General features: G+C 37.4%; 17 protein-coding genes and 1 pseudogene. 8 read left to right on the forward strand and 10 right to left on the reverse strand.

The features are described from left to right. Positions 1–55 precede the first annotated feature (55 nt). From V7K21_RS27610 to V7K21_RS27630, 5 genes and pseudogenes are all read left to right on the forward strand, one after another. Complete coding sequence (locus V7K21_RS27610; RefSeq protein WP_335178879.1) at positions 56–232, forward strand: hypothetical protein; 177 nt, start codon at positions 56–58, stop codon at positions 230–232. Between the two features lie 236 nt (positions 233–468). Then, complete coding sequence (argJ, locus tag V7K21_RS27615) at positions 469–1,632, forward strand: bifunctional glutamate N-acetyltransferase/amino-acid acetyltransferase ArgJ (protein WP_335178881.1); 1,164 nt, start codon at positions 469–471, stop codon at positions 1,630–1,632. A 752-nt stretch (positions 1,633–2,384) separates the two neighbouring features. Further along, positions 2,385–3,587: an AAA family ATPase gene (locus V7K21_RS27620; RefSeq protein WP_335178883.1), complete on the forward strand. Its 1,203-nt coding sequence runs from the start codon at positions 2,385–2,387 to the stop codon at positions 3,585–3,587. 249 nt (positions 3,588–3,836) lie between these two features. Continuing rightward, positions 3,837–3,932: pseudogene (locus tag V7K21_RS27625) on the forward strand (hypothetical protein); the annotation flags it as partial. Positions 3,933–4,035: 103 nt separating this feature from the next. Beyond that, positions 4,036–4,995, forward strand: coding sequence for a general stress protein (locus V7K21_RS27630; RefSeq protein ID WP_335178885.1), 960 nt, complete (start codon positions 4,036–4,038; stop codon positions 4,993–4,995). A 341-nt stretch (positions 4,996–5,336) separates the two neighbouring features. On the opposite strand, the gene V7K21_RS27635 is transcribed toward V7K21_RS27630, so the two are convergent. Continuing rightward, positions 5,337–5,537, reverse strand: coding sequence for a heavy-metal-associated domain-containing protein (locus tag V7K21_RS27635; RefSeq protein WP_298916998.1), 201 nt, complete (start codon positions 5,535–5,537; stop codon positions 5,337–5,339). 762 nt (positions 5,538–6,299) lie between these two features. Beyond that, on the reverse strand, positions 6,300–7,112 hold the full coding sequence (locus V7K21_RS27640) for an SDR family NAD(P)-dependent oxidoreductase (RefSeq protein ID WP_335178887.1): 813 nt from the start codon (positions 7,110–7,112) through the stop codon (positions 6,300–6,302). Between the two features lie 208 nt (positions 7,113–7,320). Here V7K21_RS27640 and V7K21_RS27645 point away from each other — a divergent pair, with 208 nt between their 5' ends. Then, positions 7,321–8,298, forward strand: coding sequence for a threo-3-hydroxy-L-aspartate ammonia-lyase (locus V7K21_RS27645; protein WP_335178889.1), 978 nt, complete (start codon positions 7,321–7,323; stop codon positions 8,296–8,298). Positions 8,299–8,434: 136 nt separating this feature from the next. Here V7K21_RS27645 and V7K21_RS27650 read toward each other — a convergent pair whose 3' ends face one another. From V7K21_RS27650 to V7K21_RS27670, 5 genes are all read right to left on the reverse strand, one after another. After that, positions 8,435–9,319: a sensor histidine kinase gene (locus V7K21_RS27650; RefSeq protein WP_335178891.1), complete on the reverse strand. Its 885-nt coding sequence runs from the start codon at positions 9,317–9,319 to the stop codon at positions 8,435–8,437. A 183-nt stretch (positions 9,320–9,502) separates the two neighbouring features. Continuing rightward, entirely contained in the window at positions 9,503–13,777 is a 4,275-nt protein-coding gene (locus V7K21_RS27655; RefSeq protein WP_335178893.1) for an ATP-binding protein, read from the reverse strand. A gap of 202 nt (positions 13,778–13,979) precedes the next feature. After that, entirely contained in the window at positions 13,980–16,289 is a 2,310-nt protein-coding gene (locus V7K21_RS27660; RefSeq protein ID WP_335178895.1) for an NAD(P)-binding protein, read from the reverse strand. 103 nt (positions 16,290–16,392) lie between these two features. Then, the gene (locus V7K21_RS27665; RefSeq protein WP_335178897.1) at positions 16,393–17,643 is read right to left on the reverse strand and encodes a hypothetical protein; all 1,251 of its coding nucleotides are present in this window, start codon (positions 17,641–17,643) and stop codon (positions 16,393–16,395) included. Positions 17,644–17,871: 228 nt separating this feature from the next. Continuing rightward, positions 17,872–18,051, reverse strand: a complete 180-nt coding sequence (locus tag V7K21_RS27670) for a hypothetical protein (protein ID WP_335178899.1) — start codon at positions 18,049–18,051, stop codon at positions 17,872–17,874. A gap of 185 nt (positions 18,052–18,236) precedes the next feature. Between V7K21_RS27670 and V7K21_RS27675 the strand changes: the two genes are divergently transcribed. Both V7K21_RS27675 and V7K21_RS27680 read left to right on the forward strand, forming a co-directional pair. Continuing rightward, entirely contained in the window at positions 18,237–19,565 is a 1,329-nt protein-coding gene (locus tag V7K21_RS27675; protein ID WP_335178901.1) for an amino acid permease, read from the forward strand. 57 nt (positions 19,566–19,622) lie between these two features. Continuing rightward, the gene (locus tag V7K21_RS27680) at positions 19,623–20,168 is read left to right on the forward strand and encodes an RNA 2'-phosphotransferase (RefSeq protein ID WP_335178904.1); all 546 of its coding nucleotides are present in this window, start codon (positions 19,623–19,625) and stop codon (positions 20,166–20,168) included. A gap of 14 nt (positions 20,169–20,182) precedes the next feature. On the opposite strand, the gene V7K21_RS27685 is transcribed toward V7K21_RS27680, so the two are convergent. The 3 genes from V7K21_RS27685 to V7K21_RS27695 form a co-directional block, all read right to left on the reverse strand. After that, positions 20,183–20,317: a hypothetical protein gene (locus V7K21_RS27685; protein ID WP_335178906.1), complete on the reverse strand. Its 135-nt coding sequence runs from the start codon at positions 20,315–20,317 to the stop codon at positions 20,183–20,185. Between the two features lie 192 nt (positions 20,318–20,509). After that, positions 20,510–20,692, reverse strand: a complete 183-nt coding sequence (locus tag V7K21_RS27690; protein ID WP_335178908.1) for a hypothetical protein — start codon at positions 20,690–20,692, stop codon at positions 20,510–20,512. Between the two features lie 136 nt (positions 20,693–20,828). Then, positions 20,829–21,617, reverse strand: a complete 789-nt coding sequence (locus V7K21_RS27695) for an SDR family oxidoreductase (protein WP_335178911.1) — start codon at positions 21,615–21,617, stop codon at positions 20,829–20,831. Between the last annotated feature and the right edge of the window lie 9 nt (positions 21,618–21,626).

A 21,626-nucleotide genomic window follows, 5' to 3' on the forward strand; every position in this document is an offset into this window, starting at 1 on the left:
ATTTAAATGCTATGTATGCAGCAAAACTCACATCTTTTAGCGATCGCCTACATTTGTGATGACCCATAGGGAAAAATGGATAAAGTCGAGCTTAGTAGAATTGCTCAATAATGGCTGTAAATACACACCTGTGGGTGATAAAATTGTCCTAACTCTCCGTCACAATTCCTCGGAAGCGCCCGCAAAAACTATTATTGCTACCAGTAATTCAGCAGATATTTCGGGAACATAGTTACCCTGAATATTTGAGAATTTTATCGCCTCCCCAATGCAGATATCTGGAATCAAGGTAGTTGTAAATTAGGTTTATTTATAGTACATAAATTAGGCGAACAACTGCAATAAAACAAGAGATGCTGAATTTAATTATAAAATAAATTACCAGACAATTCATAATTATTAATTATTGGAAATTTTCACTGTTACACAAAAATGTGATAATTAAAGCAAATTATTAAATTCCAAAAAATGTCATTGACTATATCTTCCACACCTCAGGGTTTTAGTGCATTTATCACTAATTTGGGAATCCGAGATACAACTGATGATTTTGTATTTATTAAATCATCAGTTCCTTGTGTTGCTGATGGAGTCTTCACTCAAAGTCTTTTCGCTGGCCCAAGTGTTACTATTAGCCGCGATAACTTAAAAGATTCACAAGCACAAGGAATTGTCGTTATATCTAAGAATGCAAATGTAGCTAATGGTTCTGCTGGTATCGCTGACGCCCAAGAGGTTTTGCAATTGGTTGCAACTGAAACTGGAATTGCTGAACATAATATTGTGATAGCTTCTACAGGTGTAATTGGCAGACGTTACCCGATTGAAAAAATCCGATCAGGTTTATTAGGATTGGGGAAAAAATTGACTGCTGCTGATTTTCATGCCGCAGCCCGTGGTATTATGACCACTGATACAGTAGCGAAATTAGCTACACGGCAAATAGGAAATGCCAAGCTGGTAGGAATTGCCAAAGGTGTCGGCATGATTGAGCCTAATATGGCTACCCTCCTAACTTTCTTTTTTACTGATGCTGCAATTTCTGCAAATAGCCTTCGTTCTATTTTTCGCTCTACTATAGATAAAACCTTTAACTGTCTGAGTGTAGATACTGACACTTCTACTAGTGACTCCGCCGTGATTTTAGCTAATGGAATAGTCGGTGAAGTTTCAGAACCAGATTTTGCAAGTGCATTGCAAGAAGTTGCACAAGAATTGGTGCTGAAAATTGCCCGAGATGCAGAAGGTGCTACCAAGATTATTGAGGTGACTGTAGATTCGGCGATTAATTATGCACAAGCTAAAACAGTAGCTAAAGCAATTGTGAATTCACCATTAGTAAAAACTGCCGTCTATGGAGCAGATCCGAATTGGGGACGAGTTGCTATGGCTATAGGCAAATGTGAAAATGAACAGCAGATAAATCCAGAACGAGTTATTATCAGTTTTGATAAGGTGAAAGTTTATCCTAATAGTTTAACTAATCAAAATCTGGAACAGTTGCGGCAAATTATGTCCAAAGATAAAGTAGATATTCATGTTAACCTTAATATTGGCGAAGCTTCTGCAACTGTATGGGGTTGCGATCTTTCAGAGGGTTATATAGAAATTAATGGCAAATACTCGACTTGATTAACGACATTCTATTACTCTCGTGAGAGGATAATCAATGTATTGTCAGCTTAACCTATTAGTACAGCGCGGCAGAAATAAACAACCCATTTCAAATCAACGAGACGTTTATGCTGTATTTCTTTTGACTTTTGACTTCCGCCTTTCGGTACTAGGGATATTTGATTGGCTTCAAGAACGGCTACATGATTCCATGTAGATTATCTGCCAGATTTTTCTTTATACCCTGCCTAGCTAAAGTTTAACGTGAGTTCGACTAACCTCTCCCTGCCTTGAACTAAAGTTCAAATCTCTGCCTCTGGGACTCCCAGAGGAACGGTTTTACGTAGTAAAATCTCTTAGAGGTCTTTTAATTAAGCTAATTAGATGGACACTATATGAGCCGTCGAATTCACGTAAGAATAACTTTGGCGTCAGGCAAAAATGAGGCTACGTGCTTTATATTATAAATAATTCCACGGGCATGATATTAGTCCTCATCTAGAGATGCATAAATGGCATAGGTACATCAATAGCTAAAAGTAAATTTCCACTTACCAATTGCTTTTTCAAAAAAGTTGACATAGGTATTCTTTATGTATTATAATATAATACATAAAGAATGAGTTAGATTAAAAAGACTTCTTACCCAGTACAGGACAGTGGAAATAAAATTACCATTTGTACGCAATTAGTTAATATTACAAAAAAACTTTTTCAAAATATCATACTTCACCCAAAATAACTCGATTAGCGCTGCATAACTGACAAATATGGATTTTGACTATTTTAGAAGCAATGAAGGCACTCCTGCAAATAATACCCGGCAAAGCTTGCTTGCTAGCGGTTGGCGACCGTTTAACCGAGAATTAGACTGGGAGTTTTTGTGGCAACTGTTGTACAGTGACTCCCGCGAATTAACTCAAAAAAGCTTGAATTTAGCGAGTAATGTTGCTGATATTTTGGGACGAAATAATTATGCTTGGTGGGCTAATTTATTAAATATTGTATCTGATAATACCCGCTACGAAGTTGAAAAGTTTTGGAATTACATTACCCCAGATCCTCAATCACCAGATCATCGCTACAAAGATATTTTAAGTACGGAAACGCCCATCGTCCAATTTGTCAGTCGTAGTAGCATTCCCATTGATTATGTTCTTAACCGCTTGCAAGAAATTACTGTACTGCGAGTATTACATGTGTTGGGTAATCCCGACATTATTACTCAGTATTATTCAGAAAGAGATTTTTATTTTCCTATAGATAAATTTGTGAACTGGGAACGCTTAGACGTTATCAATACTGTTTATGCTTACTGGTCAAAGGATGACGTTTGGTTGCAAATTGACCCCTATGATCGCGGACGACGACAATATACTTTAATGGCGAAAAATCTGGCGCCACTAATTAACAAAGCGACTTACGACCTAGCAGTTATGCTGAGTGGATATCAAAGTCGTGTAGGCAAAGTTCATAGTCAATTTCCCATTCGCACATTTCCCGCAGATATCCAAAACTTTACTGATTCTGTACAGCAGGCGATTCTTAATCAAAACCAGTTAGCGGTTGTTGTACATGGGCAACCAGGTACAGGTAAAACAGTCTGGACACAGGCAGTAGCAAAAGAAATTCTTGTACCTTTAGGATATGTAATTTTTATTTTAGATCATGATGCGATCGCTAACTTTGTCCCACCAACTTACATAGAGCGTATTTGTATCGTTATTAACGAAGCTGATAATCTAGCGCAAAATCGTGCTTCTGAGGTAGCGCAATACAATAATAAAACCGAACACATTCTGAGTTTACTAGATGGCACTTTGTATCAGAGTGTAATTGATGAGTCTGGTATTCAGATGCAGCAACGGTTAGTTGTTTTGATGACTTGTAACACTACTGAAAGATTAGATCCAGCCATGTTACGTAAGGGCAGGGTGGATTTAATATATGAGTTTACGCAACTATTTGTTTAAAGAAGGCTGTTATTGTTGTACACTACTTCACCCTCCCCGCTCCCCATCTCAGTCGTGGCCTAAATACCTTAAAATTGCTGTATTTCTGCTTTCAGCACTTTCACCTTTTCACCTGTTTTAATGAAGCTTTTATACTTGATGACGGAGTTCAAAGACTCATTAACGGAGCTAAAAGACTCATTCACGAGTATCAAAGACTCGTTAACGGAGCTAAAAGACTCATTCACCAGTATCAAAGTACTCGTTAACGGAGCTAATGGCGCTTTAACTTTTAATATTTCTACTACTGTTGCTTTTGTTGCCGCAGCAGCAGGGGTAAAAGTTGCCAAGCATGGCAGGAGAAACTGATGTTTTAGCAGTTTGTGTCAAAGGTATTGATTTAAGATTACAGGTAATGAAAAACTAGATTTGTGCGGAATTAATTTTCCCCTGCTATCAAGGAGTAATAATGGTTTTAAGTCAATATCAACGTGCTGTAGGCGTATTTACTCATCGTCGAGATGCAGAACAGGCACTACATGAGTTGAGAGATTCTGGCTTGGCGATGGAAAAAGTATCTGTAGTTGTACAGAATGTAGACCGCAATCATGAGATTGCCGATGATCAAATTAAAGAGCGCACTGGTGATAAAGCCGACGAAGGTGCAACAGTAGGAGGGCTTTCAGGGGGCGCTGTTGGTGGGTTGACTGGTTTATTAGTAGGTCTTGGTACTTTAGCAATTCCTGGAGTTGGGCCAATAATGCTGGCTGGGGCAGCCGCAACTGCTTTGGTTACAACCCTTGTTGGCGCAAGTATTGGTGCTGCTACTGGAACTTTTGCTGGTGCATTAGTTGGTTGGGGAATATCGGAAGAACAAGCAAGAGCATATAACCAGCGAGTAGAGTATGGACATTATTTAATAATCGTGGATTGTACATCTTTGGAAATTGCTACAGTAGAAGCAATTCTACAGCGTTGGGGTATTGAAGAGTTTGGCATTTACGAGCATTTCAGCAATGAGCAATTACCTACAAATTATCTGACCACAACAACTGCTACTACTATTCCTAATAAAAGTGGGATTTTGACTAAGTATGCTATTAGTTACTTTGATAATATAGATAATGCTGAAGCGGCAATTAATGATATGTATGTCGCAGGTTTTCCAGCAAACCAGATTTCCTTAATTAGGAAAGATTTTTCTCAATTGATTGGGTCAATAGATGTTAATTTAAGTGAGCGCTTTGACGCTATCAGGCTAGGAATAGGAGATGAGTGGGCACGCTTTTACAACGAGCAAATTGCTCAAGGCAATTACATACTCATCGTTAGTGGTACAGACAATGAGCTTGAGCAGGTTAGCTTGATTCTGGGCAATTATGGGGTTCAGGAATGTCAAATTTATGACCCCATGTTAATTCGTTCTTGAAAAGGAGTACTGGAAAATTTAACAGTTTTGTCAGAGCAAACAAATATACAGCTATACTTTCAAAATGTTACTGTCTTTAGCTGTATCTGTTACAGCTTATAACTCAGGCAGAGAGCCAAGTATTTCAAGCCTGTCCGAAGTAGAGTAATTAATAATATTCCACCCGGAAACCGGGCGAATATATGACTAATACCAATTATCTATGAGGTTGCATAGAACAAGGGGCTTAAGCCCCTTGTCTTACCAAGCCTGATTTTGTGGAGTTTCACAAAGAATTGGTATAACCAATAGTACTGGCTAAATTACTTGATCTAAATCTTCTCAGAAATTTAGAAATGTAATTAATAGCCTTCTATTGTATAACCAGCAGATTGAACTATCTGTTTAATTGTCTCTTCAGAAGCCGCAGCGTCTACAGTTACAGTTTTTGCATTAACGTCCACATCTACTTTGGCATCAGATTCCATAGTCAAAATAGATTTAGTTATTTTCTTGGCACACTCATCACCTTTGATATCCGGAACTTTTAATTTAATCGCCATTACTTACCTCATTACGTCAGATAAAATTTCTATTTCATAAATATAATAACAGTTAAGATAGGGAATGTAAATCTTACTATAGTGAGGAAATTAGGCATCCAAAAGATAGTAATAAATAATAGCTATACTTAAATAGTTATTAAAACAAATTGTAGGCAATAAATGAAATAAATGAAATAAATGCCAAAACATATAAAGTAATTTATGAAAATATACTTAGTACTACTAACTTCTAAAAACCCGCTTTTTTAGTTTATTCTGAAGACTCCACTAGAGATTGCAGATTTTTTTATAGGCGTTCCTGTTCAACATAGTTATTCATATACCACTACCTGAACATACAAACGTTTATACGTAAGTCGCAAAACTTTTTATCTATAGTTTTTAACTTATTTTTATGCACCAGGTACTTCTGCCTAACGTTAAAAGCATATATATATCCAAAAAGCAGCTGTCTTATGGCATATATCTACTGTGGGCTTGATAACAAAAACCTTCAGTAATGCAGTTGTGGCAGGTGTGTTGAACGGTTGACCCCTATGGTTTTCAGTGGATGCCGTTGGCCACTTCCTTATTCTGCTTCGTTGCGTTGAGGAAAGGGACTGCGGCGATTTACTTGAAAATAGGGCGGTTGCAAAGAAAGCGGGACTGATTTAACAACTTCCAAAATTCCTCCCTGCCTCACGGCAGTTGCTACAACGTGGGGAACCCGCGCAACGCACTGCCTCCCCTGCAACGCCGAAAATAGTATAGGATATTATGCTACCTATTTTTTTTGAGTTCCTGCATACTTCTCACGACCTTTGTTACTAAATTTCTGGGTGTAAATCTTACGCTCTCAGTCAATATCTTATTTCTCATCCCAGGAACGACAACAGTTTTATTTGTCATTAAGCCGCGATAACCAATCTTAGCAACGGTTTCCGTCTCCATCATTCTCTTAATGTGAGCAATCTTTGAATCTTCCATTCCAGCTATTTGTTTAAATTCCGATGCTGGTGGCCCTGGACAAAGAACAGTCACGCTGACACCTGTGCCTTCTAATTCATTAGCGATCGCTTCTGAAAATGATAAGACATAGGCTTTAGTAGCGAAATAAACTGCCATTAAAGGCCCTGGTTGAAAAGCAGCGGATGAGGCCACGTTTAATATTTTTCCATAGTTTTGCTCGATCATATCCTTGAGAAATAACTTAGTTAAATGAGTCAGACTCCCTATATTTAGCTGTAGCATTTTCAGTTCAATGGTGAGGTCTGTTTCGTTAAATGCTCCATAAGTACTAAAACCAGCATTGTTAATCAGCATATCAATTTTGATGGATGCTTGTTGTAGTTCTGTGAAAATTTCTTCTGGGGATGTTGGGATAGATAAATCCTTGGCAAAAATTTTCACAAAAATGCCAAACTTTTGCGGAAATTCATCTACAATTTCATGAAGTTTTTCTTCATTCTTATCCACTAACACCAGATTATAACTATGACGAGCAAAAATCTGGGTTAATTGATAGCCGATCCCACTAGCCGCTCCTGTAATTAAAGCAGTTTTTTTTAGCAGACTTTCAGATGTTTTATTCATGTTACAAAAATGACTAATTGGAATTAATTAATTTAACTTTTATAAAAGTAGCTACAGCAATATATAATATTTACTATAGCTATTTTTATGGTGACAAACAATGATGCTATCCACCTGAAATAAGTATGTTTCAATCCAGCATATTAAGCGCAAATATAAAAATCTGTATCTATATAAACAAGAGCAAGAATATTTCATATCGTCATCAATGCCACAGCATAATTCCGTTGCTATAACTGACGTGCAAGCAGCACAAGAGCGGATTTTGGGGATTGCCCACCGCACGCCTGTGCTGACTTCTAGAATTGTTAACGATCGCACCAATAGTCAAGTGTTCTTTAAGTGCGAAAACTTTCAACGCACCGGGGCATTTAAATTTAGAGGGGCGTACAATGCCCTAGCCCAACTATCGGTAGCACAAAAACAAACAGGCGTTCTCACCTATTCATCGGGAAATCATGCCCAAGCGATCGCCTTAGCTGGACAATTACTAAATATTCCCACCACCATTGTCATGCCTGACGATGCTCCCGCTGTTAAGCAAACTGGTACTCGTGGCTATGGTGCAGAGGTAATTTTGTACAATCGCCAAGAAACAAACCGGGAAGAATTAGCCCAAAATCTAGCACAGGAGCGCTCTTTGACACTCATTCCCCCTTACGATCATCCCCATGTAGTCGCCGGACAGGGGACAACTGCTTTAGAACTGATCCAAGAAGTTGGTCAATTGGACTTACTATTAGTTTGTTGTGGCGGTGGCGGATTACTTTCCGGTTGTGCGATCGCAGCCAAAGCATTGTTACCCAATTGTAAAGTAATCGGGGTAGAACCAGCACTTGCCGACGATGCTACCCGCTCTTTTCACACCAAAACGCTGCAAACTGTCAACAATACTAATACCATTGCTGATGGTGCCCGGACTCCTAGCCTTGGTCAAATTACTTTCCCCTTAGTGCTGCATTACGTCGATGATATGGTGACGGTATCTGAAGAAGCGATTCTTCGCACCATGTTCTTCTTGTGGGAACGTCTGAAAATTGTAATTGAACCCACTGGAGTACTTGCAGCAGCAGCCTTACTCGAAGGTGTGGTAACAGCACCAGAGGCGAGGATTGGTGTGATCATTAGCGGTGGAAATGTAGATTTGGCGCAAGTTGGTAAATTGTTTTCTGTAGGATTGTATTGAACCGAGTGTGCACTACGCAATTTATCAAGTGTCTATTAACCCAGAAAGGAGAGCATGGTTTTTATTTTTACGATCCAAATGGTCATAACCTGGAAATATTAATCTGTACATAGGTTTTTGGTTGACACATCTTATGTTAGATTACCCGCTTTTGCCAACAGGGAATTTGAATGATAAACTCTGCGCCCTGTCCAGGCGTAGAAATGCACTCTATTGTACCGTGATGTTTGTCTACTACGATTTGATAAGTGATTGATAATCCTAAACCAGTACCTTGTCCTACAGGTTTAGTAGTGAAAAAAGGATCAAATATTTTTTGTCTAACACTATCACTCATACCTACCCCATTATCCTTAATGGAAATCACGATTAAATCAGCATTGACTACTTGGGTACAAATAGCGATCGCGCTAGAATTACTCTTAATATCCTCTGCTTTTTTTTCCTTATTTAACTTTTCCAAAGCATCAATCGCATTATTCAGAATATTCATAAATACCTGATTTAGTTGCCCAGCATAACATTCAACTTTTGGCAAATTACTGTAATTTTTGATAATTTCAATTGCAGGCTTACCTGGTTTGACTTGAAGACGGTTTTGCAAAATGAATAAAGTACTCTCAATTCCCTCATGAATGTTAACAGGTTTCATCTCAGCCTCATCTAACCGAGAGAAATTACGCAATGTCAGCACAATTTCCTCAATGCGTTGCGTCCCAATTCTCATAGAAGATAAAGTTTTAGGCATATCTTCTTTAATAAAATCAACATCACTCTTCTCTAAAAGGTCTTCAATTTCTGGTACAACATCGGGATAGAAGTTTTGATATATATTAATTAAATTAAGTAAATTTTGTGTGTATTTTTCAATGTAATTTAGGTTGCCATGAATAAAACTTACAGGGTTATTAATTTCATGAGCAATACCAGCAATCATTTGCCCAAGACTGGACATTTTTTCTGTCTGAATAAGCTGGCTTTGAGTTAGTTTTAATTCGTGCAGTGTTTGTTTTAATCGCACATTTTTTTCATTTAATTCCCTAGTTCTTTCCTCTATCTTATCTTCTAAGTTAGCGTATAGTTGGGCATTCTCTAAAGAAATAGCTGCTTGTGAAAACAGGATCTTTAATATTCGTATTCTATCCTGAGTAAATGCTCCTACTGTTAAATTATTTTCTAAATAAAGTAAACCAATTATTTTGCCTTAATTAACAATAAAAGTACACATTATTGATTTGATTTTATGATCAATAATATACGGATCTATCGTAAAACTTCCTTCATTAATGGCATCATATAATATGACATCTTTTTGGGTTCTTGTGACATAATTAATTACAGATATAGGTAATTGCTGATTATTTTCTAATGGAATTGATTGACCAACAGTTAAATCATGTTGCTCTACACTTGCTTGAGCTTCAATAAATAACCTTCCTTCTTTATTTAGAAGTAAAATACCAGTCTGAGCGCCAGCATTCTCAATCACAATTTCCATTAATTTCTCGAGCAAGTTTTCTAATAAAATTATTTCTGATAAAGCTTGTGATGCTTTAATAACTGTGATAACATCTAGTCCATTTGACTTTTCATTGATAGTAGAAATAGTAATAGTATTACTTGTAAACCCTAGTTGAGAATGAGTGGAATTTTTAGCAATTAATTCTGGGTATTTTAATTCCAAATCCTTAAATTTAGCACCTGCTCCCCAACGACGATAACCATAATGTGCCTTTGTCATGTATAAGGAAGCAAATTCATTTCTTCCTAGACTGAGATAAAATTCTGCCGCACATTCATAAGCTAGCGCCTCTTCATGAATATATCCAGAATTATGAGCGCCTTTAATTGCACAATCATAGTGTTCCATCGCTACTAATACTTGTCCTAATAGTCGTGCTTTTTCTGCTTCTACTAGTTCATATTTGTGCTGATTATTTACAGGTGCGTGAGCCGCCCATTCTTTTAATTGTTTTTGATTTTCTTCCACTTTATCCATAACAGTTTTTATATCTGTTTGGAAAGTAGTATTTAAACACAGAGCCAACAATGCTAGAGAATAATAAAACTTGTATTGAGGTAGATAAGCAGTTCCACTAGCTGCAACTTCATACTGTTGTGCTAATTGAGCATTTTTAACAGACTGACCATAATCTTTAAAGAAATAACTTAAAATGTTTTTGGTAAGATAAGCATAAAAGATGGCTGTAATATTTCCTGCCATTCTCTGCATTACTGATTCATTAAAACTCTCACCTTCTAAGTAAGATTTATTTTCCTGTCCTTGAACTAGTTCAATTACCATCTGTTTTAAGATAAGCAAACAAACAGTAAAATGTTCTTGCTGTATTTTGTGTGCTAAATTAATATATTGTTCTAATCTTTTTTCCAGAATATCTAAATTTTCTCCAACCCAGAAAGGATGCCAACAAACTAATAAGCCATTATAACCCACATACTCAATATCCCCTGTATCTAAACCACTTTGAACACCATCTTGTAAAGGTTCTATAGTTACTTGAATATGTTCTCTCCAATGTCTAACAAAAATATTAAATAAGGCGTAAACTTTAGATTTAATTTCTCTAGCATTGAATTGCTCTAAAATGTGTAAAGATAATTTCCCAAAACGATATCCTGATTCAATATCCTTAAGAGGCCCACATAAAATTAGCCCATAAAAACCATAGGCATAAGCTGCAAAAGATGAATTGCCATACTGCACACATAAATGAACCATCGTAAAAGCAATTAGTGGTAAAAGTGCAGGATCTGCTAAATAAGCAGGAGGCATGGCTGTCATTAGTATCCTCATTGCAGCTAGCTTATGAGCATCAGTCATTTCTGGCAGATTGACTAATTCTTCAATTGTTAGCTCTGCTGGTGGAGTTTGAGACAATGAAACTCCTAGTATCTCTAACACTTGCAAATCTAAATCTAATGCTTCTCGCATTCGACTTTGAGCTACATAAAACTGAATCTTTTTCTCATATACTTTAACAGCATCAAGAATACTTTTGCTATTACTTATAACAGTGTAAAATAATGCTTCTGCCAGTTCAAAATTTGTATTTAAATATTCTGCCTCTATAGTTTCTACATGAAGGTTAAGAGTTAATTCATAATGATTTTTCCAACAATCGACTGCAAGTAAGCTTAGACCTTTTCTAAAAAACTTTACAGCAGATTCGTAAGCAGCAGAATCTTTAGCTTTATGTCCAGCAATAAGATTTAATTCAGCTAATTTATATACTTCTTTTGGAGAATTAATTAGTTCAGTGCTAATATTTAATTGGTTAACAATATCGAAGATTTTTTCTTCAAGTAAACTTTCGTCAATATTTTTTAATAGCAGCCTACCAATATTTAAGTGAATCTCCTTTTTCTGCTCATCGGGTATCAACGCATAAGCTGCTTGTTGCACACGATCATGAAGAAATTTATAATCAATTACAAAAATATCAACATTATCTAATAGCTGTGGTAGTTTATAGCTATCACTTAAAGGTATAACTAAACCAGCTTGTAGTGCTTCCCAAATATCTAATGCTGTGTCATTATCAGATTTTTCGTTAACACAAGAGAGTATATTTAAATTAAATCGATTGCCAATACAGGCAGCTATTTTTAAAATATTTTGTGTAGTGTTTTTGAGTTTTTGAATTTTACATATCATTAATTCAACAACATTATCAGTAATTTCTAAGCTTTGAATATGCTGAATATTCCATTGCCATTGAGAAGTAAGAAAGTTAAAAAAAAGTAGATTTTCTTGATGAATAAATTTGATTAGTTGATTGATAAAAAACGGATTCCCAGCAGTTTTATTGAAAATTAATTTTGCTAATTCTTTAGAATTTTCTAAACTAGATTTTAGTGTGTCGCTAACTAATTGACAAACATCAGTAACTTTTAGATTTTGACAATGAATAATCTTGACAGATCTGCTATTTTTTTCAATTTCCTGCAAAACTAACATTAAAGGATGACTAATATCAACTTCATTATCTCGATAAGCTCCGATTATCAATAAATATTGAATGTCAGTATCTGTAGCTAATAACTGAATTAATTTTAATGAAGCTAAATCTGCCCATTGTAAATCATCTAAAAATACAACTAATGGATGCTCTTTTTGAGCAAACAAATTGATAAACTTTTGAAAAACTAAGTTAAAGCGATTTTGTGCTTCTGCTGAAGCTAGTTGTGGTACTTCTGCTTGTTTACCGATAATGAATTCTAGTTCAGGAATAACATCAATAATAATTTGAGCATTTGGAACTAGAGCCTCTAAAAGTTTTACTTTCCAAGTTGCTAGTTGCGCTTCACTTTCTGTCAGTAATTGCTGCATTAACTCTTGAAATGCTTGAATCAGGGAAGCATAAGGAATATTGCGCTGAAATTGCTCAAATTTACCAGCAATAAAATAGCCTCTGTTTTTAATAACAGGTTTATGGATTTCATTCACTAATGCTGATTTACCAATTCCTGAATAACCTGCAACTAATATTAATTCTTTATTTCCTTGATTAATTTTTTCAAAAGCAGTCATTAAGATATCTATTTCTGCTTCTCGTCCATACAACTTTTCGGGAATTTGTAGTTGACTAGATTGATCCTGCTGACCAATGGAAAATTCGATTATATAATTAGTTTGCTCTATCTGATTGAGACAGTTTTCTAGATCAGCTTTAATCCCAAAAGCACTTTGATATCTTTCCTCAGCAGTTTTGCTTAGTAATTTCATAATAATTGCAGAAATTACTTGAGGGATTTCTGGGATTAACTGATCTACTGTTGTAGGTTGTTTAGCAATATGACAATGAATTAACTCCATTGGATCAATTACTTGAAACGGTAACTGACCTGTGAGCATTTCATAAAAAGTTACACCCAACGAATAGAAGTCTGTACGGTAATCAACTGTTCGGTTCATTCTTCCTGTTTGCTGTGGAGACATATAGGCTAGAGTTCCTTCAAGCAAATCAGGATTACTGAGTTTGGGTTTTTCTTGAGAAAGCAGTGATGAGATAGAAAAATCAATAATTTTAACTTGATGAGTTTCTAAATTAACAATAATATTCTGTGGTTTAATATCTTTATGAATAATATAGTTTTGGTGTAATTCACCTAAAGCTTGGGTAATTTGAATGCCTATATTTAAAAAATTAAGTAACTCTATTTTTTCTGTCTGGATAATTTTGGAGAGGGAAGTGCCATCAAAATTTTCTAACACAATGGCAAAACCATTGTTGTATTTTTCTAGACTATGAGCTTTAATAACTCCTGTAATATCTAAATTTTTGAGCAGTTCATATTCATGTTTTAATGCCGCTATATGTTTTAGTTCAGGGTATTCTGTTTTTAAAATTTTAATAACTACTAGTTTACTATCTTTATTTCTACTGGCTCGATAAACAGTAGTTTTGGTTCCTTCATAAATTAATTCTATAATTTTGTAATTAGATAATGTAATCATTTGTTATATTAATAATTGAAGCAATTTTTTTATCTGGTAAATGATGATTCTATTATTTATCTAATAAATATATTTTTGAAGTTGGTAGAGAATAAGCTTTAAAAATACATAGAACCACCAAAGAATATAGGTTTTTTAAACCTAAATAATGCTAAACTTTGTTGAGTTTATCAAAATGTACCTGATTAATTTGAATATACCTTTATAACCAAGAATCCCACTCACCAATAATTTTTTTTGTGTATCTTATATGGAAGCATTGGTGTAGAATAGCTCGTGTTGCTTGCATTGCAGACATTACCGTAGCTTCCACGCAACCAGAATTATAACCGTTGTTAATCCAGTCACCAGTTAGATAAAGGTTATCAAACCCAGATTCATCAGTTTTGAGTCGATACTTGGTACTTCCAGGTACAGAAAGTACATAGCGTTCTGATGGGTTAATGTTGATTCGCCAGTATTGAGCTTTAAAGCGTTCTACTCCCTGACGGTTTTGAAAATCTACTAGTAAATCCCAATTCAAACCTTGAGGATTTTTGGGATGAGTAGGATCAGCCCAAAGGTGTCCGATGTAATTGTTGAGGAAGTTAATTGCTTGTTGCTCTACTATTTTTTGGGCTTTAGCTGGAAAATCATATTCTGTGTGGGGAGGAATACCTGGATCTGCAATTACGCCGGTGAAGTAAGCTACACTGTAAGGATAATGCTCAGAAGGCCAATTTTCTCGTACTACTAACTCGCTCATATCTGCATAAACATCAAGTGGTTCAATATAAGCTCCTAGCACATGACTAGATTTTTGCCATCCCAATTGCTGTAAGGTAGGCTTAAGCCATATTTGTCCGCCTTGAGTAGTTACTGTCTTAACTTGAATTAACATATCCTGCCATTTTTGATGCACTGGATTTTTTTTGGCATGGAGCAATTCGCCGCAAATAGAGGGTAAGGCGGCTATAGGAATTCCCAGCAAGACAATATCGAAATCATCACCTTTGGTGAGGGTAACTTTGTCTACATTCTGCCAAGGTGTCCAATATGATTCAAGGTTAATTTCTTGGTCTTGGAGTTTTTGGGCTTCTTCATCGACAATCTGATCATAAAGAGGTTTATTAGGCCAGCAACGAATGTCTTTAACTTTGATGAGTGGTTGATATTCTTGCTCTGGGTTTTTTAAATTTACTTGGCGAGCTAAAGTGATACTTGCAATTGATTGCTGATCTTTATCCAAGTGCAACTGCTTGGCAACATGGAAAAACTTAAATTTTACACCGCGACGCTTTAGTACTTCATATAGTGGAGTGATGACTACCTCCGCCATCCCTGATTGCATTTTCCACATGATTGCGCCATTGTATTTGAACAACATAGTGGTGAGGATACGGATAGCTGTTCCTGCTGCTAGTTGCGGTTCATTGGTATCGCCTTTTGGAAAACCATACACTAAATCGTATAAGACGCGAATAAATGCTGATTTAACACTTGATTCCCTAGCTCCGTGTTTTTGTAGCCAGTCTGTGTAGTTGTACTCATCTAAACTGTCTAGGGAACGAAAATGAATTACCTCATCTACAAATAAGCCCCGGATATTTGCTAATGCCAGGTCGATGAGTGTTAAACGCCAAAAGATGTCAGGATTTTGCCCACTTTTAGATTCTATCTGAGGGATCAAATGTTCTTTAAAACGGTCTATTAGCTTAAGAATTAACTGCTGATGTTCACGTCTTTGAATTTTGGTATTTTCAGGCAGTGATTGAGCTAGGTTGTAGGCAAGTTTTAAGAACATTCCTTCAGAATTCAAGTCTAGGTCTTGGAAGATATCGCCAATATATTGGTTGATATTGTTAAGCCATTTTCCCCAAAAACTAGGTTCTTGGAAAAATAACTGAATCAATTGGCTAGGAAATTGCAAGAGACTACTATCTGATAAAAATTCCATTACCTCTTTGCCTAATGCTATTTGTTTAGCAAGAGATGCTGAGGAACTTTTATAAAGATGGAACTGGTCGTAATTCTCAATTTCTGCGTAAGTCTGAATGACGAATTTGATGGTGGTGCAAATATATTCCCAAAGAGAAGAAATACCGCCACCTTCCCAAGGAACTAGAGAATTGGTAGGAAAGTTAAAAGGCAGAGTTACCCAATTTTGATTGATGTATTCTTCTAAGACGATGAAACTGTGGGGTTTGAATGCGTCTTCTATGGTGTTGAAAGGCCCGTTGCCACCAAGTTCATCATAGCATTGCTTGAGTAGACGAAAGGCATTTTCGTAGAATCCAAAAAAAATGTGCAGTCCATGTTCTTCGATGCGGTAGTCTGGTTGATAATCAGGTGCATGGGGTTTGATATTGCGTCCAGTTGCACATTTACCACCTAAACGCCAACCTGTTTGATAAATAGTAATGTCGTAGAGACTATCCCACCCTGGTTGACTGGTTAATTCATAAGCGGTGGTTAATGATGCTATTCCACCGCCTAAGATAGCGATCTTTTTTGGCTTAAAAATTTCAGACATGTTTGTTTTTGTTTAGGTGATAAGGGTGAAGAAGGAAGCAGAAGACAGAGGAGATAATTTAATCAGTACGGGCCAAACTATAGCTATCTGCTAACAGCACTCACTACTTTTTATGTGGTGCTTGCCAAACCGTTTTCCCATCTTTGAGGGTGAAGTCGAAATGCAGCACAAAACCAAGCTTTACTGGAATATTTACTGATTCACTACCTGCGGAATAACCTTTATCTAGTCCTAAGTCTTGGACGACTGGTTGACTAGCGAAATTATTGATTTTTAATTGAAATTGATCGCCAAAACCATTAAAGCAAAAGAGTTTACCGCCATAGAAGGTTTGTAGTTGCATGGGGGATTCAATCAGTGCTTGATAGCAGGCTTTTTTGCTGTTTTCTACGTCGCGGATTTGTTTGAGGGTAACGAGAGGGACGACTCTGTTTAGGAGATATTCGAGGAGATTAAAGGGCAACTGTAAGCCAGGAATGCCAATCTCGTCATTGTTAAATAATAAGCTAGCGATCGCTCTTACTGCTTCTTCAAAAGTGTCCCATGTTTTGATAGTTTGATGTTTATCTCCTGTACTAATGCGTTGAACTTCCAGCAGGCGCGCATCTAGAGATTGACTTGTAGGAGAAAATTCTTTAAATACTAAGGTATCTACGGTTAATAAATCCGGTTCTTGATTTAAGTCAGGAATCTGAAATGTGCCAAGTTGTTTAAAGAAGCCGTAGACTTCTCTACCAGAAATTAGAATGGGAGAATTATTCACGTACAAGTAAGGCATGAACCAAGCTAGGCGTTCGGCAATGAATAAAGGCCCGACTCTTTTACCTACTACTGTTAACATCCAAAAGATAGCTTCTTCTTCATGCACAGTTCCTTTGTCATAGTCGGGTGGATAGATAGAAGTTAAAGAATCTATCTTGTTGAACGTCAAGATGAGATAGTTCATCGCTGGGCGATATTCAATCTCTCCGTTATTAGGATCATTGAGATATTTATCACACACTTCTTGCAACTTCGCCATTGAACCTTCAACGGCAAAGGCATACATTTTTGTCCCTTTGATTTCGTAGGGTTGATTAAACGCTTGTCCATCTGCTCGTTCTATATATTTGGGGTATAGTGATTTGTTACCACCTCCGTAAAAGTAATTTTTGAAAAAACTACTCATATCTTGTTCCATATTTTTGCCTTTTACCGCTAAATCTTGGAACAATTGATCTGGTTTTTGTTGTATTTGGGTAAGGTAATTTGTGAGTTTTTGGGGTTCTTGAAGTAGGGCAGTAAATTCACTAACAGCCCCTAAAGCCGTATGGAAACTTGTTTGCATTATCTGCAAAGGGTTGTTGGTGTTCATAGGGTCTTGGGTAATTTACTATGCTATTTTTACACTAGATTTTTTCATTCATATGTACAGAGATATGAGAATATTAGATACCTCTGTGTTTCTGTACTATTGTGTCAAAGGAGTTTTAATTTGTCCTTATTAGAACCCGATAATCTGTTAAATAAATCACAATCAAATTCTTCAGCAGAGGGTCTTGTTTGAAGTGTTCCCTTTACACTGGCTTTTCTAACAAATTACTCAGACAGCGAATCTTGGCACAAGGTTTACCACCAACGCTACCAGTGTCAATCCAATAGCCAATGTCAATAAGGCTTTCGATGTTCTTGGGGGGTTAGATGGTTTGGGGCGATTGGCTACAGCATTGGGGAAGAGGGCGCGATCGCACGGATGCATTTGCCCAAAGTAAAACTTAATCAAGTGCTACAAGTGACATTTCTAGTCTAAAAGTTGTGTTGATGATCAAGTAGCGATGTCTACGACGGGCTACGCCTACGCTTACTTACCACAAAAATTTGGTTAAAAAAGCAGGAACATCAGGGTTTTTGCGAATAATATTTACATATGTTAGTATTATTAATTTTGTTTAAGTACAGATATTCAGTATGGTTGCCATAGAGACTGTTCTCAAAGATTCAGAGCAAATCACTCGGTTGTTTTCTCATCTCGAATTTGATGGAAAGAAACTCAATCATCAACCGGGTAGCGTATTGGGGAGTACTGCATTGATTGCGGGAACCACCATTGGGGCTGGGATTCTTGCCTTACCAGCTGTTACCCTGCCGTCTGGTGTTGTGCCATCCACATCTGGGCTGATTGCTGTTTGGCTCTACGCTCTAGTTTCAGGGTTATTGGTTGCAGAAGTGATCTTAAACACGATGCGAACAGAAGGGTGTCCGAGTATAGGTTTTTTGGGAGTTGTTGAGAAGATCCTTGGTAAGCTGGGAGGGCGAATTGCTGGCGGCGCATATTTATTCATGCACTATGCTCTTTTGGTGGCATACATCACTGAAGGTGGAGAGATTTTAGGATCTGCGGCGGCAAAAGTCTGGGGTGTGCAGATATTGCCGAAGTGGGTGGGTATAACGATTTTCACGCTCTTATTTGGTGGCATTATGTATCTTGGGCGAGAAAAGTTTATTGAGAAATTAAATAGCGCCTTTGTCGGAATTGTTATTGTTTCCTTTTTGGGACTATTGTTTCTGGTAGGAGGGCACATTCAGAGTGCCCAATTATTATTTCAGAATTGGAGTGCCCTTGGTAGTGCCATTTCAGTAATGTCTGTGGCGCTATTTTTCCAAAACGTTGTGCCGCTGGTTGTGACGCAACTCGAAGGGGATGCCCACAAAATTCGTCAGTCCATCTTTATTGGTTCTGTGATTCCTTTAATTATGTTCTTGGCGTGGAATGCCGTAATTTTAGGAAGCGTCAGTCCTGATATCCTACATGACACATCTGATGGTAGAACTGTTTTTGATCCGTTGCAAATTCTCCGAACAGGTGGTGTGGGGGAATGGTTAGGAGTGCTAACATCCATTTTTTCAGAGTTTGCGATCGTTACATCATTCATTGGATTTGTATACGGGTTGCTAGATGTGTTCAAAGATATTTTCCTAATTACACAGGGCAAACTTTCTAGTCGCCTATCCCTCTATTCGCTGGTTCTTTTCCCTCCTATGACTCTGGGAACACTCAATCCCACCATCTTTTTTACTGCCCTAGATTATACTGGAACATTTAGTATCTCAGTTCTCGGTGGAATTATTCCAGCGTTAATGAGTTGGAAGCAACGTCAAGAACAAGAAAACTCAAATAGCATAAATCAATCACTCGTTCCTGGTGGGAACGTGACACTTATTGTGATGATTGGAGTGGCATTAGCCATGATGGGAAAACAAATTCTGGCAATTGCCACACAGTCAAACCATCAATGAAATTTTATGTTACATAAACAGCTATAATTGTAGTATATAGATGACAAACACAATCAAATGAGTGATTCTCGCCTCGTCAAAATCAGCAAATATCTCAGTAAATATCTGCGACATACACCGGATGCAATTGGAATTAAACTTGCTCCTGCTGGTTGGGTTGCTGTTGATGAACTACTTACTGCTTGTGCTAAAAACAAGTTTCCGATTAACCGTCAGGAATTAGAAGCGGTAGTTGAATCCAACGATAAACAACGGTTTTCTTTTGATTCTACAGGGACTCTGATTCGTGCGAACCAAGGACATAGTATAAAAGTCGATTTACAATTAGAATCTGTTGTTCCCCCAGATGAGCTTTATCACGGGACGGGACACAAATCTGTAAAGGCTATTATGCAAACAGGACTTTGCAAAATGTTACGACATCATGTCCATTTATCGAAGGATATTGCAACAGCACAAACTGTTGGTACAAGACATGGAAAAGCAGTAGTTTTTGTTGTATATGCTGCGGCAATGCATCAGGCGGGTTACATTTTCTATTGTTCTGCTAATGGTGTTTGGTTAGTGGATCATGTTCCACCTGAGTATCTACAAAAAATTTGAATTTTAATAAGTTGTTAAGATTCATTTAGAAATCCGAAAAGAGGTACTGTTTCCTTGCTTTGAGTATTTGATAGCATTAGTTCTACCCACAGCTTTTGCCAGTATTTTTGCTTGGCGCGATCGCTCTGAGCTAATATGCCAAAAGGCATATTCCACGGTCAAAAGCCTTGGTTACATGGGATTATGGCTTTTTTGTGCCCAAGGCTTGCGTCATAGGTATAGAGTTATTAAAATTATCGTTAGTTCATTAGACTGACGCGAATCATTGCTTAAATTACTGATTAATTAGTGCATCACCAGATAGAGAAAATTATGGTAACTAGGCTATAACCCAATACAGTTCAGTTAAGCCTAAAACTCAACTTCTGCGTAGGTTGGGGAGCCACTGCGTTGGGCGGGTTTCCCGACTTGAAGCAAGTGGCGTTTAAGGAACGAAACCCAAAACTTCCGTGACTTTGTTCGGTTTCACTTCGTTCTACCCAACCTACAATTTTCTTAAGTGAACCGTATTGGGCTATAACCATTCAAATCATCTCGATTTATCGGAAAACCGATTTTAGTAGATGTCGAATTTTTTGACTCTTTGGAAAAGATTGACCAATTTGCTGCTGATACGGGCAGAAAAATTTTTTCAATGGTCTGGTTCTGTTGTCAAACTGCTCAAAATGTTCCTTGAATAATTCCGCCATCTACTTGCAGCATGACTCCATTTACAAATGAGGCGGCTGGTGAACTCAGAAACACCGCGACATTAGCAAACTCTTCTGGTGTCCCTATACGACCTAAAGGAACTGTCCCATTGACTCTAGCAATTTCTGCTGCTTTTGTTTCACCACTTTTAGCGATGCGGGCGTTGATTAATTCTTCTACACGTTCTGTATATGTCCAGCCTGGTAAGATGCTGTTGACGCGAATTTTATCGCTACCAAGTTCTTGGCTGAGAGTTTTCGTTAAACCAATCACCGCTAATCGAATCGAATTAGACAACACCAGATTTTGGGCTGGTTGTTTAGTTGAGGTTGAGGTGATGGTCAGAATCGCTGGTGCTGTAGATTGGCGTAAGTGAGGTAAAGCATACTTCACCAAGCGTACCGCACTCAGCAAAGTCAAGTTGATCGAAGTTTCCCAAGTTGCCAAATCGATATCGTCAAAAGTGCCAGCGGGTGGACCTCCGGCGTTGGTAACCAGGATATCCAACCCGCCGAATTTCTCTACTGTGGCATTAATCACTAGCTCAATATCTGCTTGACTGGTAACGTCTGCACGCAGAGATAGCACTTCTGTACCTGTTTCGCTTTCAATCTCCGCAGCTGTTTTGTCAATTAACTCACTGCGGGCGCAGATGGCAATTTTTGCACCCTCACGGGCAAATTGCCTTGCTGTAGCTTTGCCCAAACCTTTACTAGCAGCTGTCACTAAGGCGACTTTGCCACGGAGTTGCAAATCCATAATCTTGAT

It is taken from the genome of Nostoc sp. (assembly GCF_036919595.1).
In the GTDB taxonomy this organism is placed as follows: Bacteria; Cyanobacteriota; Cyanobacteriia; order Cyanobacteriales; family Nostocaceae; genus Nostoc.